At 73.6% G+C, this 26464-nt stretch carries 27 protein-coding genes; 16 read left to right on the top strand and 11 right to left on the bottom strand.

Features of this window, described 5'->3' with window-relative positions; genetic code table 11:
* Positions 1-37 precede the first annotated feature (37 nt).
* On the bottom strand, positions 38-403 hold the full coding sequence (locus tag LQK89_RS16365; RefSeq protein ID WP_231049719.1) for a hypothetical protein: 366 nt from the start codon (positions 401-403) through the stop codon (positions 38-40).
* 209 nt (positions 404-612) lie between these two features.
* On the opposite strand from LQK89_RS16365, the gene LQK89_RS16360 reads away from it, so the two are divergent.
* Entirely contained in the window at positions 613-2823 is a 2211-nt protein-coding gene (locus tag LQK89_RS16360; RefSeq protein ID WP_231049718.1) for an NADP-dependent isocitrate dehydrogenase, read from the top strand.
* Positions 2824-3060: 237 nt separating this feature from the next.
* Here the strand turns inward: LQK89_RS16360 and LQK89_RS16355 are convergent, their stop codons facing one another.
* A complete protein-coding gene (locus LQK89_RS16355; RefSeq protein ID WP_175326818.1) occupies positions 3061-3516 on the bottom strand; it encodes a DUF3817 domain-containing protein in 456 nt (151 codons plus the stop codon).
* Positions 3517-3577: 61 nt separating this feature from the next.
* Between LQK89_RS16355 and LQK89_RS16350 the strand changes: the two genes are divergently transcribed.
* Together LQK89_RS16350 and LQK89_RS16345 are read left to right on the top strand one after the other, a co-directional pair.
* Positions 3578-4354: a ThuA domain-containing protein gene (locus LQK89_RS16350; protein WP_231049717.1), complete on the top strand. Its 777-nt coding sequence runs from the start codon at positions 3578-3580 to the stop codon at positions 4352-4354.
* Positions 4351-5502, top strand: a complete 1152-nt coding sequence (locus LQK89_RS16345; RefSeq protein ID WP_231049716.1) for a GAF domain-containing protein — start codon at positions 4351-4353, stop codon at positions 5500-5502. The genes LQK89_RS16350 and LQK89_RS16345 overlap by 4 nt, the downstream gene beginning before the upstream one ends.
* Before the next feature lie 15 nt (positions 5503-5517).
* Here LQK89_RS16345 and LQK89_RS16340 read toward each other — a convergent pair whose 3' ends face one another.
* The 6 genes from LQK89_RS16340 to LQK89_RS16315 are packed head-to-tail and all read right to left on the bottom strand — an operon-like array spanning position 5518 to position 12460.
* Positions 5518-5961 carry a hypothetical protein gene (locus LQK89_RS16340; protein WP_175326821.1) on the bottom strand — a complete coding sequence of 148 codons (444 nt, stop codon included), beginning with the start codon at positions 5959-5961 and terminating at the stop codon, positions 5518-5520.
* Positions 5962-5966: 5 nt separating this feature from the next.
* Positions 5967-6593: a hypothetical protein gene (locus LQK89_RS16335; protein ID WP_231049715.1), complete on the bottom strand. Its 627-nt coding sequence runs from the start codon at positions 6591-6593 to the stop codon at positions 5967-5969.
* Positions 6590-7597, bottom strand: coding sequence for an alpha/beta hydrolase (locus LQK89_RS16330; protein WP_231049714.1), 1008 nt, complete (start codon positions 7595-7597; stop codon positions 6590-6592). The genes LQK89_RS16335 and LQK89_RS16330 overlap by 4 nt, the downstream gene beginning before the upstream one ends.
* A complete protein-coding gene (locus tag LQK89_RS16325) occupies positions 7594-9258 on the bottom strand; it encodes a GMC oxidoreductase (RefSeq protein ID WP_231049713.1) in 1665 nt (554 codons plus the stop codon). The genes LQK89_RS16330 and LQK89_RS16325 overlap by 4 nt, the downstream gene beginning before the upstream one ends.
* Positions 9255-11258: a GMC family oxidoreductase gene (locus tag LQK89_RS16320; protein ID WP_058742926.1), complete on the bottom strand. Its 2004-nt coding sequence runs from the start codon at positions 11256-11258 to the stop codon at positions 9255-9257. The genes LQK89_RS16325 and LQK89_RS16320 overlap by 4 nt, the downstream gene beginning before the upstream one ends.
* Positions 11255-12460, bottom strand: a complete 1206-nt coding sequence (locus LQK89_RS16315; protein WP_231049712.1) for a hypothetical protein — start codon at positions 12458-12460, stop codon at positions 11255-11257. The genes LQK89_RS16320 and LQK89_RS16315 overlap by 4 nt, the downstream gene beginning before the upstream one ends.
* A 66-nt stretch (positions 12461-12526) precedes the next feature.
* On the opposite strand from LQK89_RS16315, the gene LQK89_RS16310 reads away from it, so the two are divergent.
* The 8 genes from LQK89_RS16310 to LQK89_RS16275 all read left to right on the top strand — a co-directional run bounded on the left by LQK89_RS16310 (position 12527) and on the right by LQK89_RS16275 (position 19564).
* On the top strand, positions 12527-13192 hold the full coding sequence (locus LQK89_RS16310; RefSeq protein WP_083519857.1) for a ScbR family autoregulator-binding transcription factor: 666 nt from the start codon (positions 12527-12529) through the stop codon (positions 13190-13192).
* A gap of 118 nt (positions 13193-13310) precedes the next feature.
* On the top strand, positions 13311-14189 hold the full coding sequence (locus tag LQK89_RS16305) for an aminoglycoside phosphotransferase family protein (protein WP_231049711.1): 879 nt from the start codon (positions 13311-13313) through the stop codon (positions 14187-14189).
* Between the two features lie 58 nt (positions 14190-14247).
* Positions 14248-14871, top strand: a complete 624-nt coding sequence (locus LQK89_RS16300; protein ID WP_231049710.1) for a DUF6197 family protein — start codon at positions 14248-14250, stop codon at positions 14869-14871.
* A complete protein-coding gene (locus LQK89_RS16295; RefSeq protein WP_083519858.1) occupies positions 14868-15563 on the top strand; it encodes a DinB family protein in 696 nt (231 codons plus the stop codon). The genes LQK89_RS16300 and LQK89_RS16295 overlap by 4 nt, the downstream gene beginning before the upstream one ends.
* Positions 15564-15770: 207 nt before the next feature.
* A complete protein-coding gene (locus LQK89_RS16290; protein WP_058741302.1) occupies positions 15771-16418 on the top strand; it encodes an ABC transporter permease in 648 nt (215 codons plus the stop codon).
* Positions 16405-17697 (top strand): ABC transporter ATP-binding protein, encoded by a 1293-nt coding sequence (locus LQK89_RS16285; RefSeq protein WP_114849277.1) that lies wholly within the window; start codon positions 16405-16407, stop codon positions 17695-17697. The genes LQK89_RS16290 and LQK89_RS16285 overlap by 14 nt, the downstream gene beginning before the upstream one ends.
* Positions 17694-18467, top strand: coding sequence for an ABC transporter permease (locus LQK89_RS16280; RefSeq protein WP_174777277.1), 774 nt, complete (start codon positions 17694-17696; stop codon positions 18465-18467). Before LQK89_RS16285 ends, LQK89_RS16280 begins: the two co-directional genes overlap by 4 nt.
* Positions 18464-19564 (top strand): glycine betaine ABC transporter substrate-binding protein, encoded by a 1101-nt coding sequence (locus tag LQK89_RS16275; protein ID WP_231049709.1) that lies wholly within the window; start codon positions 18464-18466, stop codon positions 19562-19564. Before LQK89_RS16280 ends, LQK89_RS16275 begins: the two co-directional genes overlap by 4 nt.
* Positions 19565-19696: 132 nt before the next feature.
* Here the strand turns inward: LQK89_RS16275 and LQK89_RS16270 are convergent, their stop codons facing one another.
* Complete coding sequence (locus LQK89_RS16270) at positions 19697-20320, bottom strand: TetR/AcrR family transcriptional regulator (protein WP_058741306.1); 624 nt, start codon at positions 20318-20320, stop codon at positions 19697-19699.
* A gap of 139 nt (positions 20321-20459) precedes the next feature.
* Here LQK89_RS16270 and LQK89_RS16265 point away from each other — a divergent pair, with 139 nt between their 5' ends.
* Entirely contained in the window at positions 20460-20987 is a 528-nt protein-coding gene (locus LQK89_RS16265) for a GNAT family N-acetyltransferase (RefSeq protein ID WP_231049708.1), read from the top strand.
* A 74-nt stretch (positions 20988-21061) separates the two neighbouring features.
* Here LQK89_RS16265 and LQK89_RS16260 read toward each other — a convergent pair whose 3' ends face one another.
* Positions 21062-21337, bottom strand: coding sequence for a hypothetical protein (locus LQK89_RS16260; protein WP_231049707.1), 276 nt, complete (start codon positions 21335-21337; stop codon positions 21062-21064).
* 101 nt (positions 21338-21438) lie between these two features.
* On the opposite strand from LQK89_RS16260, the gene LQK89_RS16255 reads away from it, so the two are divergent.
* Genes LQK89_RS16255 through LQK89_RS16245 form a run of 3 tightly spaced genes read left to right on the top strand, consistent with a single transcriptional unit; the run spans position 21439 to position 24049 of the window.
* Entirely contained in the window at positions 21439-22122 is a 684-nt protein-coding gene (locus tag LQK89_RS16255) for a hypothetical protein (RefSeq protein WP_175326833.1), read from the top strand.
* 35 nt (positions 22123-22157) lie between these two features.
* Positions 22158-23603 carry a phytoene desaturase family protein gene (locus LQK89_RS16250; RefSeq protein WP_231049706.1) on the top strand — a complete coding sequence of 482 codons (1446 nt, stop codon included), beginning with the start codon at positions 22158-22160 and terminating at the stop codon, positions 23601-23603.
* Positions 23604-23605: 2 nt separating this feature from the next.
* Positions 23606-24049 carry an SRPBCC family protein gene (locus LQK89_RS16245; protein ID WP_231049705.1) on the top strand — a complete coding sequence of 148 codons (444 nt, stop codon included), beginning with the start codon at positions 23606-23608 and terminating at the stop codon, positions 24047-24049.
* A 58-nt stretch (positions 24050-24107) separates the two neighbouring features.
* Here LQK89_RS16245 and LQK89_RS16240 read toward each other — a convergent pair whose 3' ends face one another.
* Complete coding sequence (locus LQK89_RS16240) at positions 24108-24926, bottom strand: shikimate 5-dehydrogenase (RefSeq protein WP_231049704.1); 819 nt, start codon at positions 24924-24926, stop codon at positions 24108-24110.
* A gap of 86 nt (positions 24927-25012) precedes the next feature.
* On the opposite strand from LQK89_RS16240, the gene LQK89_RS16235 reads away from it, so the two are divergent.
* Entirely contained in the window at positions 25013-26386 is a 1374-nt protein-coding gene (locus tag LQK89_RS16235) for an L-serine ammonia-lyase (RefSeq protein ID WP_141859447.1), read from the top strand.
* Positions 26387-26464 lie beyond the last annotated feature (78 nt).

Here is a 26464-nt window from a genome sequence, read left to right as displayed (position 1 = left end):
GCTCGGTCATGCGTCCAGGCTGGCGCGCCGCTCCGGTTCAGGAGGCGTCGTCCGCCGAGCTGTGGACGGCTGACGCCTGCACCCCCGGGTGTGGAGGAGCGTGGTGCGCCACGAGGGCGACGCTCCCCACGGCCAGGGCGAGCGCGAGCGCGCCGGCCGTCACGGTCGTCCCGAGTCGACGGAGTCGCGACGCGGATCCGCGGGAGCGTGGGGCGAAGCGCGCTGCCCCGCGCCGCGGCTCCGGGCCGACGAGCCACGGTCCGGACCCGTCGGGGTCGTACGAGAACGGCCCGGCGCCGTCCGGTGCGTACCGGTGCGGACCGCTGCCGTCCGCCGCGTAGGCCGACCGCAGGTCGTCAGCGGTCCACCCGAAGTCGTCCGGCGTCCGTCGTTCCCTGCCCATGTCACGCTCCTGTCGGTGCTGCGGGAGACCATGGAAGGCGATGAACCCAAGAGTGTCCGATGTTCCTCCCGGACATCCGCTGGACGTCTGCCGGAGGTGAGATGGACGCTGGTCGCAGGCGCGCCGGACCAGGTATCTTGATGTCGAGACATCCCGCACCCCGAGTAGCGTGGACGTACCGACGGTTGAACAAGGGAGTACCCGCCAGCATGGCCAAGATCATCTACACCCTCACCGACGAGGCACCGTTCCTCGCGACCCACTCGTTCCTCCCGGTCGTCGAGGCGTTCGCCCGCACGGCCGGCGTCGACGTCGAGACGCGGGACATCTCGCTGTCCGGCCGGATCATCGCCCAGTTCCCCGAGCGCCTCAGTGACGAGCAGCGCCTGGACGACGCCCTGGCCGAGCTCGGCGAGCTCGCGAAGACGCCCGAGGCGAACATCATCAAGCTGCCGAACATCTCGGCGTCGATCCCGCAGCTCAAGGCCGCGATCAAGGAACTGCAGGCGCAGGGCTACGACCTGCCCGCCTACCCGGACGAGCCCAGCACGGACGAGGAGCGCGACGTCCGCGCCCGCTACGACCGTGTCAAGGGCAGTGCCGTCAACCCGGTGCTCCGCGAGGGCAACTCGGACCGTCGCGCGCCGCTGTCGGTGAAGAACTACGCCCGGAAGCACCCGCACCGCATGGGCGCGTGGAGCGCCGACTCGAAGACGAACGTCGTGACGATGGGCGTGGACGACTTCCGCTCGAACGAGCAGTCGTGGATCGCCCCCGCCGACGACACCCTGACCATCGAGTTCGTCGGCCAGGACGGCGAGACCACGGTCCTGAAGCAGTCGATCCCCGTCCTCGCGGGCGAGGTCGTCGACGGCACGGTGCTGCACGTCCGGGCGCTCGAGGCGTTCCTCCGCGACCAGATCGCCGCCGCGCAGGAGCAGGGCGTCCTGTTCTCCGTGCACCTCAAGGCCACGATGATGAAGGTCTCCGACCCGATCATCTTCGGCCACGTCATCCGCGCGTTCTTCCCGTCCGTGTTCGAGCGCTTCGGCGCCGACCTCGCCGCCGCCGGCCTCAACCCGAACGACGGCCTCGGCTCGATCCTCGCCGGGCTGGACAGCGTGCCGAACGGCGCCGAGATCAAGCAGGCGTTCGCGGACGGCATCGACGCCGGCCCCGAGCTCGCGATGGTCGACTCGGACAAGGGCATCACGAACCTGCACGTCCCGAGCGACGTCATCGTCGACGCCTCGATGCCCGCGATGATCCGCACCTCCGGGCACATGTGGGGCCCGGACGGCGAGGAGCACGACACCCTCGCGGTCATCCCGGACTCGAGCTACGCCGGCATCTACCAGGCCGTCATCGAGGACTGCCGCGCGAACGGCGCCTTCGACCCGTCGACCATGGGGTCGGTGCCGAACGTCGGGCTCATGGCGCAGAAGGCCGAGGAGTACGGCTCGCACGACAAGACCTTCGAGGTCCCCGGTGCCGGTCGCGTCCGCGTGGTCACGAGCGCCGGCGAGACCGTCATCGAGCACGAGGTCGAGCAGGGCGACATCTGGCGCGCGTGCCAGACCAAGGACGTGGCGATCCGCGACTGGGTGAAGCTCGCGGTCACGCGTGCCCGCGCGACGGGTTCGCCCGCCGTGTTCTGGCTCGACGAGACCCGTGCGCACGACGCCAACCTGATCGGGCTCGTCCGCACGTACCTCGGCGACCACGACACCGACGGACTGCAGATCGAGGTCATGTCTCCCGAGGACGCGATGCGCTTCTCGCTCGAGCGCATCCGTCGCGGCGAGGACACCATCTCGGTCACGGGCAACGTCCTCCGCGACTACCTCACCGACCTGTTCCCGATCATGGAGCTCGGCACCTCGGCGAAGATGCTCTCGGTCGTCCCGCTGCTCGGTGGCGGCGGGCTGTTCGAGACCGGTGCCGGCGGCTCGGCCCCGAAGCACGTGCAGCAGCTCGTCGAGCAGGACTACCTGCGCTGGGACTCCCTCGGTGAGTTCCTCGCGCTCGCGGTGTCGTTCGAGCACCTCGCGGATGTGACGGGCAACGGGCGGGCGAAGGTCCTCGCGGACACGCTCGACCGCGCCACGGGCACGTTCCTCGACGAGAACAAGTCCCCGGGCCGCAAGATCGGCACGATCGACAACCGCGGCAGCCACTTCTACCTGGCGAAGTACTGGGCCGACGAGCTCGCCCGCCAGACCGAGGACGCCGAACTCGCAGCGGCGTTCCAGGGCCTCTCCTCGACGCTCGACGAGCACGAGCAGACCATCGTCGACGAACTCGTGGCCGTCCAGGGCAAGCCCGCCGACATCGGCGGGTACTACCGGCCGGACGACGCCAAGACGAGCGCCGTGATGCGCCCGTCGGCGACGCTGAACGAGGCGCTGGCCGCGCTGTAGACGCGCGCCGGGACGGACGGGAGGCACGGTGCCAGCTGGCACCGTGCCTCCCGTCCGTCTGTGCGTGCGCCCGGTGCCCCACCCGCCCGCTCGCGTCGCCCCGCTGGCCCGCCGAGCGGGCCATCTCTGTCACGCTCGGGGCCGAGCGTGACCGAAAGGGCTCACGTCGCGGACGTGAGCGGCATGTCGTGCCCGCTCGTGCGTGCGTGCGAGCGCCCGCGCCCGCGCCCCCGCGCCTCAGCCCCGCGACGGCACCGGCGGCCCGACCACCAGCAGCGCCGAGAACACGAGGGCCACTGCGACGACCCCGATGCCCGCCGCCACCGCGGGCCGGCGCACCACGAAGAACAGCAGGCGGTCCCACACGCCCGAGCGCCCGTCCGGCGAGCGGCGCCAGGGGCCCTCGAGCATCCCGCGCCGGGCGACCGCGACCTCGAACGGCACCGTGGCGTAGGGCACGACCGCACTCGCCCACCCGAGCACGAGCGCCCCCGCCGACCAGCGCTGGTTCACCGCGACGACCGTCGTCACGACCAGGTACGCCAGGAACACGAAGCCGTGCACGCTCCCGCCGATCCGCACTCCCCAGTCGCCGGCGTCGAGCCCGTACTTCAGGACCATCCCGGCGATGAGCAGCGTCCAGGTCACGAGTTCGGCCACCGCGGCGGCACGGAACAGGGATCGAGGAGTCATGCCGACATGCTCGTGCACGAACCGGGGAGACCGCCGACACGGGCACGGTAGCGTCGGGGACATGTCAGCGCCGACCGAGAACCGTCCCTTGAACATCGTCGTCTGGAACGAGAACGTGCACGAGAGCCGCGGTGACGAGACCGTGCTCGGGCACTACCCGGACGGCATGCACACCGTGATCGCCGCCGCCCTGCGCGAGCAGCACCCGACCGCCGAGGTCGCGACCGCGACGCTGCAGGAACCCGAGCACGGTCTGACCGCGGAGCGCCTGGCGTCAACCGACGTCCTGTTCTGGTGGGGCCACGTCGCCCACGACCAGGTCGCGGACGAGGTCGTCGACCGCGTGGTCGAGGCGGTGCACGCGGGCATGGGGCTCGTGGTGCTGCACTCCGGGCACTACTCGAAGCCGTTCACGCGCCTGATGGGCACGACGTGCTCCCTGAAGTGGCGGAACGACGGGGAGCGCGAGCTCGTCTGGACGATCGCACCGGAGCACCCGATCGCCGCCGGTGTCCCGCACCCGATCGTCATCGACCGCCAGGAGATGTACGGCGAGTACTTCGACATCCCGCGCCCCGACGAGGAGGTCTTCCTGTCGACGTTCGCCGGCGGCGAGGTCTTCCGGTCCGGCGTCGCCTACCGCCGTGGCCTCGGCCGGGTCTTCTACTTCTCGCCCGGCGACCAGGAGTACCCCGTCTACCACCACCCGGACGTCCAGCGGGTGCTCGGCAACGCCGCGGCCTGGGCGACCCCGACCTCGGCGCGCCGGACGCTCAGCGCGGACCCCCACCCGCGGGGCTGGTTCCTCGCCGACGCAGCGGGTACAACGGAGGGGTGACCGACCAGCTCGACGGTGCGGACCGGCGCACCGCCGTCATCGAGGCGCTCGACGTCCTCGGCGCGGGTCCGGAGGAGCGGTTCGACCGCATCACCCGGATGACGCACGAGGCGTTCGGTGTGCCCCTGACGTTCCTCAACCTCGTCCACCACGACGTCGTCACGACGCAGTCGACCTTCGGCTGGCAGCAGGGGACGAGCGTCCCGGCGAGCGAACAGTTCTGCGCGACGACGGTGCTCACACCCGAGCCGATGGTGATCCCCGACACGACGCTCGACCCGCGCTTCGCCCACACCGCCGCGGTCGCCGAGCACGGCATCCGCTTCTACGCGGGCGCCCCGCTCAGCACGCTCGACGGCACCCGGGTCGGCACCCTGTGCGTGATGGACGCGCAGCCGCGCGAGTTCTCGGCGGCGGACGTCGCCCTGCTCCGTGACCTCGCCCGCTGGGCGGAGCGCGAGCTCGTCCACTCGATCGAACGCGCGCGGGTCCAGCGGGTGCTCACGGGGCTGCTGCCGGAGCCGCTCGTGCTGCCCGGCGGGACCGTGGACGGACTGGTCGTCCCGCACGAACGCGGCGGGGACCTCGTCGACTGGCGGGTCGCGTCCGACGGTGCGCTGCACGCCACGGTCGGCTCGGTGGCTGCCGCCGGTCGTGCCGCGGCGCTCCTCGCGGCCTCGGCACGCGCCGCGGTCGTCGCCCGCACGGACGTCGCGGTGGACGCGGCGATCACCGGCCTGGAGGCACAGCTCGCCCCCGACCTGTCGGCTGCGGGGGCCGTCGGGTCCCTGCTGCACGTGCGGCTCGACCCGACGGACGGCCGCGTCACGTGGGCGGACGCGGGCCACGGGCTCGCCCTGCTCGCCCGTGCGGACGGGTCGGTGACGCCGATCCGCTCGACCGACCGACCGTTCGGCCTGCAGCGCACCGGGCACCGGCGCACCACGGGGTCGGCCGACCTCGGGCACGGGGACCGCGTCGTGCTGCTGACGTCCGGGGCGCTCGCGCTCGCCGGGGTGGCGGACGTCGAGGGCTTCGCCGACGTGGTGGCCGCGCACCCGGACGACCTGCTCGGACACCTGCGCGGCCTGCTGCCGGCGGACGGTGCCGGACGGGACCTGGCGGTCGTGCAGGTCAGCCGGACCTGACGCGCGCCGGGTCCGTCAGCGGACGGTGCTGCGCCGGGCGCGGTCCGGGCCGCCCGTGAGCGTGACGACCAGGAGCGTGCCGAGCAGCGCGAACCCGGCGAGCTCGACGCCGAGGCCCGCGGTCTTCCAGTACGCGCTGCCGACGACCTGCGGCTGCGTGATCGCGTCCGGCCACCACTGGTCGAGCGTCGGCACGGTGCCCGGGAACGGGTCGAGCCCCAGGACCACGAGCCCACCGAGCAGCAGCACGACCCCGAGGCCCGCCATCGCGGCCCGGGACCGGTGCAGCATGCGGACGACGAGCGCGGCGGCCATCCCGGCGAAGCCGACGACGGCCACCAGGAACGCGATCACGACGACGGGCTGGGGGGCCAGCGCGACCCAGTCGAGCACGGCGATCGGCAGCAGCAGCCACCGACCCGCTCGTGCCCAGGTCCGTGGGCTCCGCCATCGCTCCATGCCGGTCACCGTACGACAGCGCGCCGGAGGAACCCGGTGAGGAAGCCGAGGACGTCCCCGCGGAGCGACGTGCCCTGGCGGAGGAGCCCGCGGACCCGGAGGACCCCCGCGGCGACGACCTCGCCCGGGACGTCCCCTACCTCGAGCCGCCGCGTCCAGCCGCCCGCTTCGGTCCCGGACGCCCACGCCGACGGGTCGACCGCCACCACGACCGTGTGCAGGGTCGTCGTCGCTGTCCACGCGGTCCGCACCCCGCCCCGCACGGCCTTCACGCCGTCGACGACGACCGGGCGACCGCGGTGCAGGACGAGCACCCGGTAGTGCATCCGCCGGCCGCCGACCGACCGGGTGAGCAGGTCGGCGAAGCCGCACACGACCGGCAGCGATTCCGGACCGATCCCGTGCACGGTCCCCCGGTGCACGACGGCGCGGTAGCCGTCCCGGTCGGCGTCGGTCCCCGTGACGTGCACGTGCAGGTCGGCGAGGTCGAGCACCGAGTCTCGCGCCCCGACTGTCGTCCCGGCCACCCGCACGATGCCGTCCGCCGCCGCGGGGCCGCGCGGTCGGAGGACCCAGGGCTCGCGCGCCACGGCGCCGACGGGACCGACCATGCGCTCCCGGAAGCGGATCACCGGGACACCTGCTGCCGGACGAAGTCGACGAGGGCCGTCCGTGCGGCGTCCCCGACCGGCCAGGCCTCGAGGTCGATGCCGTGCCGTGCGTCCGGGAACCGTTCGAGCCGCACGTCGGCGCCGTCCCGCGGCGCCACGTCCCCTGCCCACGACCGCACGGCGGGGACGTCGACGTAGCGGTCCTCGGTGTCCCCGCCGACCTCGACGAGCACGGGGAGTCCGTCCGGCAGCGGCGTCGCGACGGCCACCCGTGCCTGGGCGACGAGCCGGACGGCGAACACCGGGTCGAGGAACGGGGACGCGGGCTGCGGCGGACCGGCGACGGGTGCGCGGAGGTCGTGCGTCAGCGCCCGGAGCCGGGACACCCCGTCCCCGCCGGCGAGCGGCAGGGGCACCACCGCGGGCGACTCGAGCGCGAGCGCGGCGATCGGCCGACCGAACGCGGCGCGCTGCACCGGGTCCTGCACGAAACGCGTCGCGAGGAGCCCGCCGAAGGACCACCCGGCCAGGACGAACGGGCGGTCGGGGTCATGCTCTGTGGCGTGCACGACCCGTGCCGCGAGGGCGGCGAGGTCGGCGGTGGACCAGCGGTCGATCGCGCCGGCGTCCGTCTCGCCGTGCGACGGCAGGTCGAAGGACACCACCCGGACCCCGGCTGCGGCGAGGTCCGCGAAGAGTGCCGCGTGGTTGTCGAGCCGGTCGGCGTGGCCGTGCAGGAACAGCAGGTCGGCGATCGGTTCACCCCGGGGGGCGACGACCCCGACGCGCACCCGGTGCGCGCCCCCGCCGAGGTCGGGGACCGTCAGCGTCCCGGTCTCCAGCCCGCGGACGGGTCCCGACGCCGGACGCAGGCGCAGCTCTGCGCCGATGTCGCCCGTCGCGGCCTCGGCCCGCAGCGCGGCCGTGGTGCGGGCCGCCTCGCCGACCGACGGGACGACGCCGGCGCCGAACGCGGTGACCGCCGCGACCAGCAGCGCGACGGAGGCGGTCCCGCGCGGCGTCACCACGATCCTCCCGTCCGCTCGCCCGCCGTCAGGCGTGCCAGGTCGCGGCCGACGAGGACGTCGGCGATCCGCTCCGCGAGCGAAGCGATCGTGAGCGACGGGTTCGCGCCCGTCGAGGTGGGGCAGAGGGCCCCGTCGACGACGTAGAGGCCGTCGTGGACGCCGCCGTCCGGGTGGTGCACGCGTCCGTCCCGGTCGCACACGCCGGTGGCGACGTCGTCGGCCATCACCGCACCGCCGAGGGGGTGCACGGTGATCGGGGTCGCCGCCGGGACACCTCGTTGCAGGAGTGCTCGGCGGGGGTTGCCGACGAAGCGCGCCTCGGCGCCCTCGGACAGGACCCGCAGGTCGGCGAGCTGCTCGGCGTAGACCGCCTGCCGTCCCGCGTCCGGCCAGGAGATCCCCGGGCGGCCACGGGGGTCGAGGTCGATCCGACCGGCGGACGAGTCGGTGCCCATCGCGAGCCAGACCTGCGAGTGCTCGAGCGCTCCGCACCCGGGTGGACAGCCGTTCGGCCGGAGGTCGCACCAGACACGGCTGTCGGCGGAGAGGGCGAACCGCAGGCCGAGGATCCGTCGGAGCACCTCGGCGACCGGGTACGGCAGGGCGCCGTCCTGGATCAGGTACCCGCTGCTGCCGTCGCGCAGGTCGAGCGCGGTCGTGATCGTCGGGCCGACGGCGACCTCGGGGTCGTGGGCGTCACGGGCGCCGGTCCCGGTGCGACGCCGGGTGCTGTTGTACGACACCGAGAGCGAGTCGGCGTTGCCCGAGAACCGCTCGCCCAGCCGGTCGCTGAGCGGGAGTCCTGCTGCGGCGCTCCGGAGCAGGATGCCCGCGGTGCCGACGGAGCCGGCCCCGAGCAGGACCACGTCGGCCTGCACCGTGAAGGGTGTCGTCCGACGGTGACCGTCGACCTCGTGGCGCTCGCCGTGCACGGTCCACCGCCGACCCGGCCCCGTGTTCCGTTCGACGCGGAGCACCTCGGCACGGGTCACCAGTCGGGCGCCGGCGCGGGCGGCGAGCGGCAGGTAGCTCGCCCACATCGTCGTCTTCGCGCCGACGTTGCAGCCCGAGACGCAGTTGCCGCAGCGGGTGCAGGTCGGCTGGTGGACCCCGGCCGCGTTCGGCCCGGGGTCACCGTGCAGCCGCACGGCGAGCGGGATGCGGCGCGGCTCGACGCCGTGGTGTGCGCCGAGGTGCGCCAGGGCGTCCGCCTTCGGGGTCGGACGGTCCTCGAGCTGGGGGCGGAGCACGGCGCGCACGCGGTCGGCGTACGGACGCAGGGCCGCGGCGTCGACGCCCGCGGGCCAGTGCTCGTCGAACACGGCCGGATCGGCCTCGAGCAGGACGTTCGCGTACACGAGCGAGCCGCCGCCGAGCCCGTTGGCCGTGAGCCGGTCGACGTCCGTGCCGAGCTGCAGGTCGAACAGCCCGAGCGGGTTCCGACGGCTCCGGAGTGCCGCGCGCATCGCTGTCGGGTCCTCGGGGAACTCGCCGGGCACCCACTCGCGGCCGCGCTCGAGGACGACGACGTCGCCGTCCCCGAGCGCCGGGGCGACGCGTGCGGCCGTGACGGCGGCGCCGAAGCCCGAGCCCACGACGACGACGGCCGCTTCGGTGGGCAGGTCCTCGGTCGCGAGGCGGACGGGTCTGGTGGTCATCGGGATCGCTCCTGTCCCGCACGGGTCCGGCGGTCGCGACGGGCATCGGCGAGGATGCGGTCGGCGGCGCGTTCGGACACGGCGAAGATCGTCATGAGGGGGAAGAGGGCCGGGATCGCGGGGAACACCGAGGCGTCGACGACCCGGAGGCCCGTCGTGCCGCGGACCCGGAAGTCGCTGTCGAGCACCGCGAGCGGGTCGCCGTCCCGGCCCATCCGCGCGGTGCAGCTCGCGTGGTGGCCCCACGCATCCGCGCGGACCACGTCGTCGAGGGCGTCGCCGTGCAGCGCGGACCCGGGGAAGACCTCGCGGTCGGTCGCGGCGTCGCCGAACCGGAGCCGGTGCGCGGTCGCGTTCACCCGCCGCGCCTGCTCGATGCCCTCGCGCACCGCGCGGAGGTCCTGCCGGACGCCGTCCGAGTCGCCGCCGTCGTCGAAGTACCGGAAGTTGATCGCCGGAGGCTCGGTCGGGTCCGCGCTGCGGAGGCGCACGGTGCCGTCCATGCTCCGCTGGTACCCACGGATCACGGCCCACGTGAAGTGGTCGCCGCCGCGGAGCCCGTCCTCGGCGAAGTCCGGCCGGTAGCCCGTGAAGTTCGACGGTGCCCCGAAGACGAACAGCTCCGGGTGCTCGCTGCCGTCCGTCACGCGACGCTTGATGCCGACGAGGATCCCGTTCGAGCGGTACAGCGCGTTCGGGTCCCCCGAGCGCCACTGCCGCATGCCCGGGTCGCCGGGCTCGCCGTACCTCTTGCCGTCGAGCACCGAGAACGGCCGGTCGTACTCGGTGACGACGGTCATCTCGTAGCGGTCCTGCAGGTTGCCGCCGACACCGGGGCTGTCGACCACGACGGGCAGCCCGTGCTCGCGGAGGTGCGCCGCGGGTCCGACGCCGGAGAGCATGAGGAGCTGCGGGGTGGTGAACGCGCCGGCGGCGACGACGACCTCCCGGCGTGCGGTGACCCGGACGCGTCGGCGGTCGCGCTCGCCGGGGGCCAGGCGCTGCCGGAGCGGGCTCGCGCCGTACTGGTACGGCGCGACGACGACGTCCACGCCGACCGCCCGGGGCTCCCGGCCGGCGGTGTCCTCGTCGTCGAACACGATCCGCTCGACCAGGGCGTCCGTCTGCACCGCGAGCCGCCCGTCGAGTCCGGGCGCCGCCTCGAGCAGCCGCTCCCGGGTGCCGTAGCGCCGACCGTCGCGGGACGACTGCGGGACGAGGAAGGTGCCCTCCCGGTACGCCTCGACCCCGCGGGGGTCGTTCGGGTCGAGGAGCGTGCCGCCCACGGTCCCGGTCGCGGCGTCGACGTCGGACACCGGCGGGGCGAGGTGCCCCGTCTCGACGAGCGCCGCCGTGACGATCCGCGCGAGCGTCGGGTCCTCGCTGAGGAGCGTCGCCGGCGAGGTCTCGATCGGCAACCACTCGCGCACGCGGTCCTGGTACCGCCGCATCGTCAGGGCGTTCCAGCTCGGGTCGTCGGTGCTCCGGCCGATGCGGTCCCAGTCGTCGGCCTCCGGCGCGAGCATGAGCAGGGCGTGGTGGGCCGTGCAGCCGCCGAGGGTCGAGGCGCGCGGGTACAGGACGCCGTCGCGCTCCGGCACGAACGCCGAGCCGTGGGCGGCGGCGTCCGAGTAGTGGCGCACCCAGAAGTCCCAGCTCATCTGTGGGTCGCTCGACGCGAACAGGTGGAAGGCCGGGACCGAGTAGACGTCCGGGTCGGTGGTCGCCGGGCCGGCCTCGAGCACGAGCACGGTGTGCCCGGCCTCGGCGAGCCGCACCGCCAGGGGCACGCCGCCCGCCCCGGCACCCACCACGACGTAGTCGTACTCGGTCCCGCGCAGCAGGGCGTCGGTGGGGACGGTCGGACGGCGCGGTCCGTCGGTGGGGTCCGTCGGCGGTGTGGGGCGCGCGGCGATCCCGGCTGCTCCGGCAGCAGCGGCCGCCGCGGCACCGAGCCCGCCCGCAAGGAAGCGCCGGCGGCTCGTGTCGGGGCCGGTCACCGCAGTGCTCCGGCGGACGCCGTGGGCGTGGCCTGCCGCGTCACCAGGACGGCCACGGTCCCCCCGACGACCACGAGGACGCCCGCGGTCACGAGTGCGGGCGTCCCGAGCAGGACGCACGCGGCCACCGGCAGCGCGAGCACCGCCGCCCAGGTCCACGGACGCAGGGTCCCGCGGGTCCGGACGAGGGACACCACCACGAGGGCGAGCAGGCCGACGGTGCCGACGAGCGTGCCGGCAGCGGGCCCGACCGCGACGGCGGCGACGACCTCGGCGAGCTGCAGCCCGGCGAGCACGAGCACGGTGGCCAGTCCCGGCCGGACGGGGCGGGCCACAGCGACGGCCGCACACGACAGGAGCACCGCGGCCGCACCGGCGACCGACGGCCAGGGTGCTGCGGGAGCCAGCGCCAGGGCGACCGCGGGGACCGCGCCGGCCAGCACCTGCGCGACGAGCACGGCGACCGCGGTGGTGCGGGTGACCGACCACACGGTCGTCACCGGTCGGCGCTGCCGGAGCACGGCCGACCACGTCACGGCTCCCCCGACGGCCGCGGTGAGGACGGCGACGTCGGCGGCGTCCACCACGGCGGACCCGTGCGTGAGCGGGTGCACGAGCAGGGCGACCGACACCGGGAGCAGCACCGTGGTCGACACGAGCACGCTCCGGGACGCGCCGACGGCCCCGGTCCACCAGACGCCGGCGAGCGCGAGCACGAGGAGCGCCCACGGCGGGGTGCCGTACAGGTGCGCGACGACGGCCCAGACCAGCCCCGTGCCCTGGACGGCGACGAGGTGCACCGGGGACCGGAACCAGAGCGCCACCCCGGCGTTCACGGCCACGGCGACGAGCAGGACGGCGACGAGCGCACCCCCGAACCCCGCGGCGTTCGTCAGTCCGAACGCCGCGGACGTGCCCGTCACCCCGGCCCACCCGGCCCACGCCCGGGCCGTCCCGGTGGACCCGGCCGCGGCGGCCCGTCGACCCGCGGCGAGGAACACGGCCGTCACCGCGACGAGCACGACCGGCAGCACCCACCCGTCCAGGAACGGCAGGGCCTCGGCCACGGCCAGGACGACACCGGTGGCGAGCACCAGGGTCGCCAGCGTGACGAGGACGGTCCGTGCTCGGGCGTGCGGGACGGCCCGGAAGCGCGGCGCTGCGTCGTCCGGGTCGTGGTCGGTTCGGATGGCGGTCGACACGGAACTCCTTGTGTGTGAAATATCGGTCGTACGGCTCAGTTCGGAGCGGTGGCTACGATCGACTGCATGGCGCAGGACGGCAGGGTTCGGCAGCAGCGTGCGGTGGCGACCCGGGCGGCCCTCATCCGGGCGGCCGCCGGCGAGTTCGACGAGCGGGGGTACCGCGGGGCGTCGATGGACGGGGTGGCCGAGCGCGCCGGGCTGACCAAGGGCGCGCTGTACTTCCACTTCCGCTCGAAGGCCGACATCGCCGGCGCCGTGATCGCCGAGCAGCACGAGGTCTCGCGTCGGTACGCCGAGCAGGCGGCGCTCCGCGGCACCACACCGCTCGAGTCGCTCATGTGGATGTCGCAGAGCGTCGCGACGCAGATGGTCCGCGAGGTCGTCGTGTCCGCCGGCATCCGACTGTCGACCGACGAGCACGCGGTCGACGTCCCCCGGCGCGACCCCTACACGGACTGGATGCACCACACCGCGACCGTCGTCCGCCGGGCGATCGACGCGGGCGAAGTCGACCCGTCGTGGGACCCGGAGCTCGTCGGGCGTGTGATCAGCCCCGCGTACACCGGGGTGCAGATGGTGTCGGACCTGCTGCACGACCGCGCGGACCTGTACGAGCGGCTCCGCGAGCTCTGGTCGGTCCTGCTCTCCGGGATCGTCACGGAGCAGACCCGCCCGGCGATCCCCCGCCTCGTCGCGATCATCGCACCGGACCCCGCCCCGGCCGACTGAGCGACGCGGGTCCCCCCAGGGACACCCACGTCGCTTCGTTGTGAGGATACCAAGGAGTACGTTTCCGCCCGATCCCCCGTTCACGGGGAATCGAGGATCGTTCCACTACCGTGACCGGATGCCCACCCCGCCCGCCGAACACGACGTCGACGTCGCACTCGTGGCGGCCCTGCTCCGGGACCAGCACCCCGACCTCGCGGACCTGCCGCTGCGGGTCGCCGCGAACGGCTGGGACAACGTGCTCGTGCGTGCCGGGGACGACCTGGCGGTGCGACTCCCCCGCCGCGCCGCCGCAGCCGTCCTCGTCGAGCACGAGCAGCGCTGGCTGCCGGACCTCGCGGCGCTCGTCGCGGACGTCGTCCCGGTCCCGGCGCCCGTGCGCACCGGCCGCCCCGCGCTCGGCTACCCGTGGTCGTGGAGCGTCGTCCCCTGGTTCGCGGGCACTCCGGCCGGACCGGTCGCGCAGGGCGAGCGGGTCGCCCGGGCGCTCGCCGCGTTCGTCCAGCGGCTGCACGTCCCCGCACCGGCGGACGCGCCCGTGAACCCGGTCCGTGCGGTGCCCCTCGCGACCCGGGACGCGGCGGTCCGCGCACGCCTGGACGGACCCGGCGTGCCGCGTGCCGCGGCCCTGGGCGAGGCCTGGCGGACCGCGGTGGACGCACCCGCGCACCACGGGCCTCCCGTCTGGGTGCACGGCGACCTGCACCCCTGCAACCTGCTCGTGACCGACGACGCCGACGGTGCACGCCGCCTGGCGGCGGTCGTCGACTTCGGCGACGTGACCGCGGGCGACCCCGCCGTGGACCTCGCGACCCGCTGGCTGACGCTCGACCGTCAGGCCCGTCGCACCTTCACGACGGCCGTCGCGGCCGACGACGCCACCTGGACGCGCGCCCGGGGGTGGGCGGTCGCCATCGCCTCGGCGCTCGCGACGAGCGACGAACACGCCTTCCGGACGGTCGCGGCACGGGCGATCGACGCGGTGCTGGACGACTGAGGTCGCACGGGCTTATCGTTCCCTCACCTGTCCGTGCACTGGAGATCGGAGGGGCCTGATGACCCTCGAGTTCCGCGTCCCGCACGACGTCGACACCGACGCCTCCCCCGCCCCGTCCGCCCCCGCCGCAGATCGTCCGCGGCACGGACTCCGTGCACTCCTCGACCGCTGGGCGGTCCGCCGAGCCGCGGCGCGCGACCGTCGGATCGTCGAGCACCTCCGTGAGCTCGACGACCTGCAGCGCCTGCTCACCACGGCGCGCGAGGTCGTCGAGCGCGGCTGGACCCAGCACGCGTGGTTCGCGTACCTCGACGAGCACGGACGGGTCCGCAAGGCCTCGAGTGCCGCGGGGATGGACGTCCAGGGCCGGCCGCTCGTCGCCGCGTGCCTGGTCGGCGCGGTCGTCTCCGCCGCCGGTGGTCCGCAGGCGGTGCACTCCCAGCCGGTGCAGCGGGCGCTCGACCTGGTGTGGCACGCACTGGCCCGTGACGAGGGACAGTCGGTCGCCTGGTGTCCCGCGCCGGACCTGCGGATGGCCCGGGTCCGCGACCTGACGAGCTGGAACGACGCCCCGACGCGCACGGCCGCCGAGGTCGCGTCGCTGCTCCTGACCGCGGAACGCGTCGCGGTGCACGAGTCGGAGCGCGTGCAGGCCCGACGGGTGGCAGCATCGGCGACATGACGAGTGCCGATCCGGTCCCCGAGGTCACGCCCGCCCAGCCGACGGAGTCGATCGCCGCGACCGGCCTGTCGTCGCTGTCCGCCGAGGGCACCACGCCCACGACGGACGCGGCGATGGTCAAGGACACGCTGCACCGGTACCTGCAGAAGCACCGCGCCGCGCTGCTCGCGAAGCTCGACGGGCTCGCCGAGCGACAGGCCCGGTGGCCGCTCACCCCGACCGGGACGAACGTGCTCGGCCTGGTCAAGCACGTCGCGGGCGTGCAGGCCGGGTACCTCGGGCTCGTGTTCGACCGGCCGCTGCCGGACGCCCCGGCCTGGCTCGACTCGTGGGACGGCGCCGACATGTACGCATCGCTCGACGAGTCGATGGCCGATGTGATCGCGTTCCACCACCGGAGCGCCGCGCACGCCGACGCGACGATCGCGGCACTCGACCTCGACGCCCGCGGGGTCGTCCCGTGGTGGCCCGAGGACCGCCGCGAGGTCACGCTCCACCGGATCCTCGTGCACATGGCGTACGAGACCGCCCGGCACGCGGGGCACGCCGACATCGTCCGCGAGATGCTCGACGGTCTGGCAGGCGACGGGGACGGCAACCTCGCCGCGAAGACCCCCTCGGAGTGGGCCGCCTGGCGTCAGCACCTGGTGGACATCGCCGAGCGCTCGGGTCTGCCCGGTCAGCACCAGTAGCCGAAGGTCGCTCGGTATCGTTACCGTTCTCCCAGGTTGACCGCTCCCTCCCGCCGCTGATCTGGGGTTCCCTGCTGGTGAAACGCGCAGGATCCGCGGGATATCGACGTTTGCCGTTGTACAAGCACGGGGTGCCCTGCGTACGGTCGGTCGGGTTCGTGCCCCGTCATGTGGGGCGTTCGACCGACCAGGGAGGGGCACCCGCCCGTGTTCCAGTACGTCTCGGAGCGATGGGACCAGATCTGGTTCTCGTCGTGGCAGCACTTCTCACTGGTGGTCCAGTGCACGGTGCTCGCGACGCTCATCGCCGTGGTGCTCGCCACGCTCGTCTACCGCAGTCCACGGCTCAGCTCGGCCGCCAACGCGATCTCGGCGATCGGCCTCACGCTGCCGTCCTTCGCCGTCATCGGCCTGCTCATCGTGCCGCTCGGCTTCGGCGTCGTGCCGTCCGTCGTCACGGTCGTCTTCTTCGCCACGCTGCCGATCCTGCGGAACGCCGTCGTCGGGCTCGCCGAGATCCCGCCGACCGTGGTGGAGTCCGCCCGCGGCATCGGGATGAGCCGGATCCGCACGCTCGTGCAGGTCGAGCTCCCGATGGCGTGGCCGATCATCCTCAGCGGTGTGCGGGTCTCCGCGCAGATGGTGATGGGCATCGCCGCGATCGCCGCCTACGCACTCGGCCCCGGACTCGGCGGCTTCATCTTCTCGGGCCTGTCCCGCCTCGGCGGGGCGAACGCCCTCAACTCGGTCGTCGTCGGGGTCGTCGGGGTCGTCCTGCTCGCCCTCGTCCTCGACCTGCTCCTCATCGGCCTCGGCCGCCTGACCACCTCGAGAGGTATCCGTGTCCAGCACTGACCACGCCACCACCGACCACGCATCCGGCACCGCGCCCGAGGGGGACGTGACCGGCCGGAGCATCCTGCTCGACGAGGTCACCAAGCGCTACCCGGGCCAGCAGAAGCCCGCCGTCGACGGCATCACGCTGGAGATCCCGGCCGGCAAGGTCGTCATGCTCGTCGGCCCGTCCGGCTGCGGCAAGACCACGACCCTCAAGATGATCAACCGGCTCATCGAGCCGACCGAGGGCCGCATCGTCGTCGGCGACGAGGACGTCACGAGCATCGACGGCGACGAGCTCCGCCGCCGCATGGGCTACGTCATCCAGGCCGGGGGGCTCTTCCCGCACATGACGGTCGCCGCGAACATCGCGATCGTGCCGAAGATGCTCGGCTGGTCGAAGGAGAAGATCGCGGCCCGCGTCGACGAGCTGCTCGACCTCGTCTCGCTCGACCCGGACACCTACCGCGACCGCTTCCCCCGCGAGCTCTCCGGCGGCCAGCAGCAGCGCGTGGGCGTCGCCCGAGCGCTCGCCGCGGACCCGCCCGTCCTGCTCATGGACGAGCCCTTCGGTGCCGTCGACCCGATCACCCGGCAGCGCCTGCAGGACGAGCTCCTGCGCATCCAGGAGGAGCTGCACAAGACGATCGTCATCGTCACGCACGACTTCGACGAGGCCGTGAAGCTCGGCGACTGGATCGTGATCTTCACCGAGGGCGCCCACATCGTGCAGTACGACACCCCGGAGCGGATCCTCGCGGAACCGGCCAACGAGTTCGTCGAGAACTTCATCGGCTCGGGCGCCGGGCTCAAGCAGCTCACCCTGAACCGTGTCCGCGACGTCGAGCTCGCCCCCGCGGTGACGTGCTCCGCCGGCGAGGAGACGAAAGCCGTGCTGCAGCGGATGGACGAGGCCGGCGGGCACCAGCACGCCGTCGTCGTCGACCGGCGCCAGCGTCCGGTGGGGTGGCCGACCCGCCGCCAGCTCGAGCGCCTGACCCGGGTGCCCGAGGGCATCGAGCCCGACCTGCCCGTCGTGGGCGAGGCCGCGACGCTGAACGACGCCCTCGACACCATGCTCGTGTCGAGCGCCGGTGCGGCGCTCGTCACCGGTCGCGGCGAGTCCTTCCGCGGGGTCATCACCGTGGAGACCGTGATGGACGCCATCACCCGGTCCCGCGCGGCCGCCGCGTCCGATCAGGCGTACGCCCCGGTCGGCACGAACACGAACCCGATCGAGACCCTGCCGTCCTCGCCGGCAGCGCCGACCATCGCTGCCTCCGGGGAGGAACTGTGACCGCGGTCGCCACCGGCCCGGCCACGGGCGCCGGGACCGCCGAACGCACCCCGTGGAAGGGCCTGCTCGTACAGCCGATCGCGATCCTGGTCGTCCTCGCCGGGTTCGTCGTCTGGCTCGCCACGGCGGACCTGACGGCGACCGAGCGCTCGACGCTCAACCCGAGCGGCATCCTGGACCTGACCGGGCAGCACCTCGTGCTCACCCTGCAGGCGACGGTGCTCGTGCTCGTGATCGGCATCCCGCTCGGCGTGCTGCTCACCCGCGGGCCGTTCCGCCGGGCGAGCACGGCCGTGATCGCCGTCGCGAACTTCGGTCAGGCGGCCCCCGCGGTCGGGCTCATCGTGCTGCTCGCGGCGTGGCTCGGGCTGAACAGCTGGTCTGCGGTCGTCGCCCTGGTGCTCTACGCGATCCTGCCGGTGCTCCGGAACACGATGCTCGGCGTGCAGAGCGTCGACGAGCGGCTCGTCGAGGCCGGGCGGGGCATGGGCATGAGCGCCTTCGCCGTCCTGCTCAAGGTCGAGCTGCCGCTGGCCGTGCCGGTGATGCTCTCCGGCATCCGCACGGCGCTCGTGCTGCTCGTCGGCACCGCGAGCCTGGCGACCTTCGTCGGCGCCGGTGGCCTCGGCCTGCTCATCACGACGGGCGTGAACCTGTTCCTGCCGAAGGTACTCGTCTCCGGGGCGCTCCTCGTGGCGCTCCTCGCCCTCACCATCGACTGGATCGGCCGTGTCGTCGAGACGGTCGCGCGACCGAAGGGACTCCGATGACCCCCGACAGCCCGACCCCCGACAGCCCGACCCCCGACAGCCCGACCCGCAGCTCGAGCCGAGCCGACGCTGCGGGCGCACCCCGTGCCTCCCGTCCGTCGGTCCGTCGCCGCGTCCTGACCGCCGCCGCCGTGGCGGGGGCGAGCGCCCTCGTCCTGACCGGCTGCGGCCTGCAGCCCGCCGCGTCCTTCGTCCCCGGTGCGGCACCCGGCTCGATCCAGCGGATCGACGACCTGCCCGACGACGCGCACCTGACGGTGACGTCGAAGAACTTCACCGAGCAGCTCGTGCTCGGCAAGATCGCGGTCCTCGCCGCGAAGGCCGCCGGGTTCGACGTCACGGACGAGACGAACGTGCCGGGATCGGTCGCGGTGCGCGAGCTGATGACCTCGCACGGTGCGGACTTCACGTACGAGTACACGGGCACCGCCTGGCTGACCTTCATGGGGCACGAGCAGGGGATCCCGGACAAGACCGAGCAGTGGCAGGCGGTCAAGCAGGAGGACGCGGGCAACGGGCTGACCTGGCTCGAGCCGGCGCCCATGAACAACACGTACGCGTTCGCGGTCCGGGACGAGGCCGTGTCCGAGCTCGGCGACGTGCAGACCCTGTCGGACATCACGAAGCTGCCGCTCGACCAGCGCACGTTCTGCGTGGAGTCGGAGTTCAACTCGCGTGCGGACGGCTTCAAGCCGATGCTCGAGAAGTACGGGCTGGAGCTCGGCGGTTCGGGGGAGAACGGCGTGCCGACCTCGAACGTCAGCATCCTCGACACCGGGACCGTCTACACGGCGACCGACCGGGGCAAGTGCAACTTCGGCGAGGTCTTCACGACGGACGGGCGCATCAAGTCGCTCGGGCTGACGGTGCTCGAGGACGACCGCGGGTTCTTCCCGGCGTACAACGTGGCCCCCGTGATCGACTCGGCGACGCTGCGCGAGTACCCGCAGCTCCGCGACGTGTACGACCAGATCTCGCCGAAGCTGACGGACGCCGTGCTGCAGGAGCTGAACCGGCAGGTCGACGTCGAGGGGCGGGAGCCCGCGGACGTGGCGTTCGACTGGATGGTGCGGGAGGGCTTCATCACGGAGCCGTAGCGGGCTGCGCGCGGGCGCGCGGGTTCGCGTGGGTGAGCAGAAGACGTCGGGTCATCGAAGGAGACCCGACGTCTTCTGCTCACCCACGGGATGCGACGGGTGCCGACGGACGGACTGGAGGCACGGGGCCGGTCAGGCCAGGCGGGTCGCGGTGTCGCGGATGGTCGCCACCAGGCGCGCGCGCACGTCGGCGGGGTCCGACCCGTCGCCCTTCGCGGCACTGCGGAGCCCGGTCATGCACATGCCGAGGAGCATCTCGGCGGCCTCGGGCGTCGCGGCGTCCGGACCCCAGGCCGGGTCGCGCGCGAGGATCGTGCGGACGGCCCCGGTCATCGCCTCGGCCACCAGGGTCATCCGGGCGACCTGCCGGCGCATGAGCTGGGGGAAGCGGACGACGACCTCCTTGCGGTCGACGCGCTCGGACTCGTCGCCGAACGAGTCGCCGAACACCAGGAACGCCAGGTCCACGACCGCCTCGACCACCGGACGCCCGGCCACGGCCTGCAGGTGCGCGTCGAGGGTCTCCGGGGACAGGTCGAGCTCGGTGTGCCCGAGGACCGCGTCCTCCTTGCTCTCGAAGTAGTTGAAGAAGGTGCGCGGCGAGACGTCCGCGCGCGCGGCGATCTGCTCGATCGTGGTGCGGTCGAGGTCGTGCTCGAGGGCGAGGGACCGGGCCGCCCCGGCGATGCGGCGGCGGGTCTCGAGGCGCTTGCGGTCGCGCAGGCCCATCGTGGGCACGGGCGCGGTGTCGGACATGGCTCGACTGTAATCGTCGGCGGGCTGCAGAAGTACAGTGTGTGCAAACTTGCAGGGACGCAGGGTGTTCTCCGGAGCGCGGCGGGTCCGTCGCGATCCGGACCGGACGGCGGGGCGACGCGTGCATAGTGTCGGACGCGTGGCGGCATCCGGACGGGACCTCGGGGACGGGTACAGGCTCACGCTCCGCGACCTGACCACGGTCGACGCCGTGCACGAGCTGGTACAGGCGAACCTCGACCGGCTCCGGACCGCCGAGCCGTGGGCGTGGGCGCCGACGAGCCGCGACGACATGCTGCGGTACACCGAGCAGCTGCTCGGGCAGTACGCCATGGACCGGGCGGTGCCGTGCGTCATCCGGTCGGCGGAGCGCGTCGTCGGGGTGGCGTCCCTGGCGGTCGACCCGTACCTCGGGCAGGCGTCGCTCGGCTACTGGATCGATGCCGACTTCGAGGGCCGGGGGATCGTGCGGCGTGCTGCGTCCGTGCTCGTGGGGGTGGCCCGCGAACGCCGGGCGGCGCGGGTGGAGATCCGGACCGGCGTCGACAACGTCCGGAGTCGTGCGCTCGCGGAACGCCTCGGCTTCGTGCACGAGGGGACCCTGCGGAGCGCGTTGCCGCTCGGGCCTCGGCGGATCGACGTCGCGGTGTACGGCCTGGTGTTCTGACGCTGCGTGGCTGCGTGGCTGCGTGGCTGCGTGGCTGCGCGGGCTCGTGCGGACGGGCCTGCGCGCGTGCCGGGTCAGCTGCCCTGGGTCGCCCCGGTCCACAGCGCGAAGGCGCCGCCGACCACCAGGAGCACGAGGAGCAGGACCCAGACCGCGAGCGCGACGAGGTTGAGCAGGATGCCCCACCCGGCGCGCCCGCGGGCCAGGGGCTCCCGGCTCCGCGACGCGATGCCCAGGCAGAGCCCGACGACCGGGGCGAGGAACGTCCAGCCGGCCAGGAGCGAGCAGATGCCGAGGACGAGGCTCGCGGTCCCGAGACCGGTGCGGGGGGAGTGCGGCGTGGTGTCCATGTCCTCGACGGTACGAGTCCGCCGACGGTCGTGCGTCCCTCCGTGGTGTGATCCCCGGGTCCCCCTGCGGACGGACGGCCGAGCGCCGGTATCGTCGGAGCATGGCCCTGTTCGGACGACGCAACAAGCACGACGTGCGCGACCGCCCCGTGAGCCAGGTGGAGTTGAAGCGTGCCGTGGACGAGGGGTTCCTCATCGCGAAGGCCGCGATCGTGGTCGCCGTGGCGAACCGGATCATCACGAACTCCCTGCGTGACCAGGGGTACTTCGACCACGCCGTGATCGCCGAGGCCACGCGCGAGGAACTGCACCGCATGGCCGAGGAGGAGCGCGGGGACGCCGCCCGGATGCGGGAGATCCGCGCGACCTCGAGCAAGCAGAAGGGCCGGTCGCGGCACCAGCACGACTACAAGCGCGGCGACGACCTGAAGCTCCGCACCCGTGAGGCCACGTACGAGCAGCTCGCGGCGATGCTCGACCGCCGCCGGGACGACCAGGGCTTCGTCGACGGGATCGTCCTGCAGGCGCGGGCACGGGCGTGGGACGACATCGGCACGACCGTCGTCGGGCGGCTCGGGTGGGCGCAGCGTCCGACCGAGGGCTACGAGGTCGGTCGGGACGAGCGCGTGCAGCAGATGCTCGACGAGGACTTCGCGGCGCTGCTCGCCGAGCACCCGCTGGGGGAGTCGCCCGCGACGACCCCGGCGGACGCCGACGAGCCGGACGACCTCGACGCTCCCGACGAGGGCACCGACCCGGCCGACGCGGACGCCGCTCGCCCCTGACCGCACCCGAGGCCACCGGTCCCTAGGCTCGACCCATGGTGGATGCTGTGGTCGTCGGAGCCGGACCGAACGGACTCGCGGCGGCGGTGACGCTCGCACGCGCGGGCCTGTCGGTCGAGGTCGCCGAGCGGAACGAGACGATCGGCGGCGGCGCCCGGACGGCCGAGCTCACGCTGCCGGGCTTCCACCACGACGTCTGCTCCGCCGTGCACCCGATGGCGCTGCAGTCCGAGTTCTTCCGGCTGTTCCGCATGGAGGACCGCATCGAGCTCCGGCTGCCCGAGGTGCAGTACGGGCACCCGCTCGACCGGGGTGACGCCGGCATCGCCTACCAGGACATCGACCGGACGGCGGCGGCCCTCGGGCTCGACGGGCCGGCGTTCCGGAACCTCATGGCACCCCTCGCGCGCAGCGCCGACCAGGTCGCGGACTTCGCCACGGACGCCCTGCTCCACGTCCCGCGGCACCCCCTCACCGTGCTGCGCTTCGGACTCCGGGCCCTCGAGCAGGGCTCCGCGGCCTGGAACGTGCGCTTCCGCGAGCAGGTCGCCCCCGCGATGGTGTCCGGCGTCGCCGCGCACTCGATCCAGCACCTGCCGTCGCTGTCCACCGCGGCCGCGGCCCTGTCGCTCGGCTCGTACGCGCACGCCCGGGGCTGGCCGGTGCCGATCGGCGGCAGCCAGGCGATCGTCGACGCGCTCGCCGCGGACCTGCTCGCCCACGGCGGGCGGATCGAGACCGGACGGGACATCCGGTCCCTCGGCGACCTCACCCCGGCCAAGGCGGTGCTCTTCGACACGAGCGTGCCTGGCATGCTGCGGATCGCCGGGAAGCAGATCCCCACGCCGAAGCGCGGGGCACTGCGGCGTTTCCGGTTCGGGAACGCGGCGGCCAAGGTCGACTTCGCCCTGTCGGACCCGGTGCCGTGGACGAACGCGGAGCTCCGGAAGGCCGGGACGGTCCACATCGGTGGGACCCGGTCGGAGATCGCGGCCGCCGAGCACGCCGTGGCGCACGGCCGGCACGCCGACCGACCGTACGTCCTCGGGAGCGAGCCGACGGTGGTCGACCCTGGTCGGGCCCCTCGCGGCAAGCACGTCTTCTGGGCGTACGCGCACGTGCCGGCGGGCTCGGACGTCGACCCGACCGAGGCGGTGGTGCGGCAGGTCGAGCGGTTCGCGCCGGGGTTCCGCGACACGATCCTGCAGTCGGCCAGCCGGACCGCCGTGCAGATGGCCGAGTACAACCCGAACTACGTCGGCGGGGACATCGCCGCCGGCGCCGCGAGCTTCTGGCAGCTCGTGAAGCGCCCCGTCCTGTCGAGCGACCCGTGGCGGATGGGCGGCGGCATGTACCTGTGCTCGGAGGCGGCCGCCCCCGGGCCCGGCGTGCACGGCATGGCGGGGTGGCACGCAGCCCGGAGCGTGCTGCGGCACACGTTCGGGCTGTCCGAGCACGTCGACCTCGCACCGGAGGAGTGACCATGGCCGAGAACGTCAGGAACCTGCGCTGCAGCCCGGAGGACGTCTTCGACGTGCTCCGCGACGGCTGGCTCTACCCGACCTGGGTGGTCGGCGCCTCGCGCATGCGCGGCCAGGACCCGGGCTGGCCCGCGGTGGGCACCGAGCTGCACCACTCGTTCGGCATCTGGCCGTTCCTGATCAACGACACGACGACCGTCCTCGAGGTCGACGAGCCCCGCCGCCTGGTGATCCAGGCGAAGGGCTGGCCCGTGGGCGAGGCCCGCGTCGAGGTCACGGTCGAGGAGCACCCGCGCGGCTGCCGGGTCACCCTGCGGGAGAACCCGGTCCGCGGTCCCGGGGCGCTCGTCCCGGGGTTCATCGCGCAGCCGGGCATCTGGATCCGGAACAACGAGAGCATCCGGCGGCTCCGCTGGGTCGCGGAGGGCCGGTCGCGGAACGGGTGACGTGACGGCCGGGAGGATCGTGGCGGGGCCCGCCCCGATCCTCCCGGCCGTCATCGGGTCACCCTTCGCGACTGAAGGCGCTCGCGCGCCGCACCTGGTCGTCCGTCAGGGCGACCCCGGTGTACCGCTCGAACTGGCGGGCCGCCTGGAGGGCGATGACCTCGGCCCCGGTGACGACCTGCTTGCCGGCCGCGCGTCCGGCGCGCACCAGCGGCGTCTCGGAGGGGAAGGCGACGACGTCGAAGACGGTCGTCGCGGCGTCGATCCGGTCCTGCTCGAAGGCGAGCACGTCCTGCTCGTCGCCCTGCATGCCGAGCGGTGTGACGTTCACCAGGACGTCGGCGTCCGGCGCGTGCTGCTCGGAGGCGACCCAGTCGAAGCCGTACTGCTCGGCCAGGGCGGGACCGGCCTCGGTGTTGCGCGCGACGACCGTCAGGCGCTCGAAGCCCGCGCCGCGGAACGCCGCCGTGACGGCCTTCGCCATGCCCCCGGAGCCGCGGAGCACCACACGGGACGCGCGGTCGACGCCGTGGGTGTCGAGCAGGGACGCGACGGCCTCGTAGTCGGTGTTCGACGCGGTGAGCACACCGTCGTCGTTCACCACGGTGTTGACGGACCGGATCGCCTCGGCGGACGGCTCGACGACGTCGACGAGGGGGATGACCGCCTCCTTGAAGGGCATCGACACCGAGCAGCCGCGGATGCCGAGCGCACGGATGCCCGTCACGGCGCCGGGCAGGTCCGTCGTGGTGAAGGCCTTGTAGGCGTAGTTCAGCCCGAGCTCGTCGTAGAGGAAGTTGTGGAAGCGGGTGCCGATGTTGCTCGGTCGTGCGGCCAGCGAGATGCAGACCTGCATGTCCTTGTTGAGGATGGGCATGGGTCGAGTGTCCCACGGACATGCCGATGGAGCGGTCCACTCTGCGCGCTGACCGCCTGCCCGTCCGGACGGGTTAGTGTGGCGGGGTGCCGGTCTCCGTCTTCGATCTGTTCAGCGTCGGGATCGGCCCGTCGAGTTCCCACACCGTCGGGCCGATGCGTGCCGGAGCGGCCTTCGCGGCCCGGCTGGCCGGGGCACCCGTCGCGACGCTCGACGTCCACCTGTACGGCTCCCTCGCGTCCACGGGGCAGGGACACGGCACGCTCGGAGCGGTCCTCGCCGGCCTGATGGGCTCCGACCCGGAGACGGTCGACCCGGACGCGATGGCGGCCGCGCTCGCCGAGCTCGAGCGGACGGGGGAGCTGCCGCTGGCCGGGGGACCGACCGTGCCCTTCCGGCAGGCCGACATCGTGCTGCACCCGCTCACCATGCTGCCGCGACACCCCAACGCGATGCGCCTGGGTGCCCGCGACGCCGCGGGCACCGTGCTCTCCGAGGAGACGTACTACTCGATCGGCGGCGGGTTCGTCACGAGCGACACCGAGGGCGCCGTGGCCGAGGCCGCCATCCCCGTCGACGACGCCGTGCCCCACGCGTTCTCGAGCGGCGCCGAGCTGCTCGCCGCCTGCGCCGCGACCGGCCTGCCCGTCAGCGGCATCGCGATGGCGAACGAGACCGCCTCGCGCACCGAGGAGCAGGTCCGGGCCGGACTCCTGCACGTGCACGACGTGATGCGCGCGAGCGTCGACCGGAGCATCCGCCGCACCGGGACCTTGCCGGGCGGGCTGACCGTCCGTCGGCGCGCCGCGAACTGGTACGAGCAGCTCACCCGCGACGACCCGCACCACGACCCGCTGTTCGCGATGGAGTGGGTCAACCTGACGGCGATGGCGGTCAACGAGGAGAACGCCACCGGCGGCCGGGTCGTCACCGCGCCGACGAACGGTGCCGCCGGGATCATCCCCGCGGTGCTGTACTACGCGCTCACGTACGTGTCCGAGGTCGCCCCGGACGAGCGCGACGACGCGGTGGTCCGCTTCCTGCTGACCGCCGGGGCGATCGGCTCGATCTACAAGGAGCGGGCGTCGATCTCCGGCGCCGAGGTCGGGTGCCAGGGCGAGGTCGGTTCCGCGGCGTCGATGGCGGCCGCCGGGCTCGCCGAGGTGCTCGGTGGGACGCCCGAGCAGGTCGAGAACGCGGCCGAGATCGCCATGGAGCACAACCTCGGGCTGACCTGTGACCCGATCGGCGGGCTCGTGCAGATCCCGTGCATCGAGCGGAACGCCATCGCGGCGAACAAGGCGATCAACGCGGCGCGGATGGCGCTGCGGGGCGACGGGGTGCACCACGTCTCGCTCGACCAGGTCGTCGAGACCATGCGGCAGACCGGCGCGGACATGTCGACGAAGTACAAGGAGACCGCGATGGGCGGGCTCGCGGTGAACGTCCCGCTCTGCTGACGCAGTGCCGCGCTGCCGCAGTGCCGCGCTGCCGCTGCTGCGCTGCCGCACTGCTGTGCCTCCGCCCTGCTGGGACCG

Origin of the sequence: Curtobacterium sp. C1, assembly GCF_021049325.1 — a bacterium.
GTDB classification, from domain to species: Bacteria; Actinomycetota; Actinomycetes; order Actinomycetales; family Microbacteriaceae; genus Curtobacterium; species Curtobacterium citreum.
The sequence above is the reverse complement of the archived record's forward strand: the minus strand, read 5'-3'. Positions and strand labels throughout refer to the sequence as shown.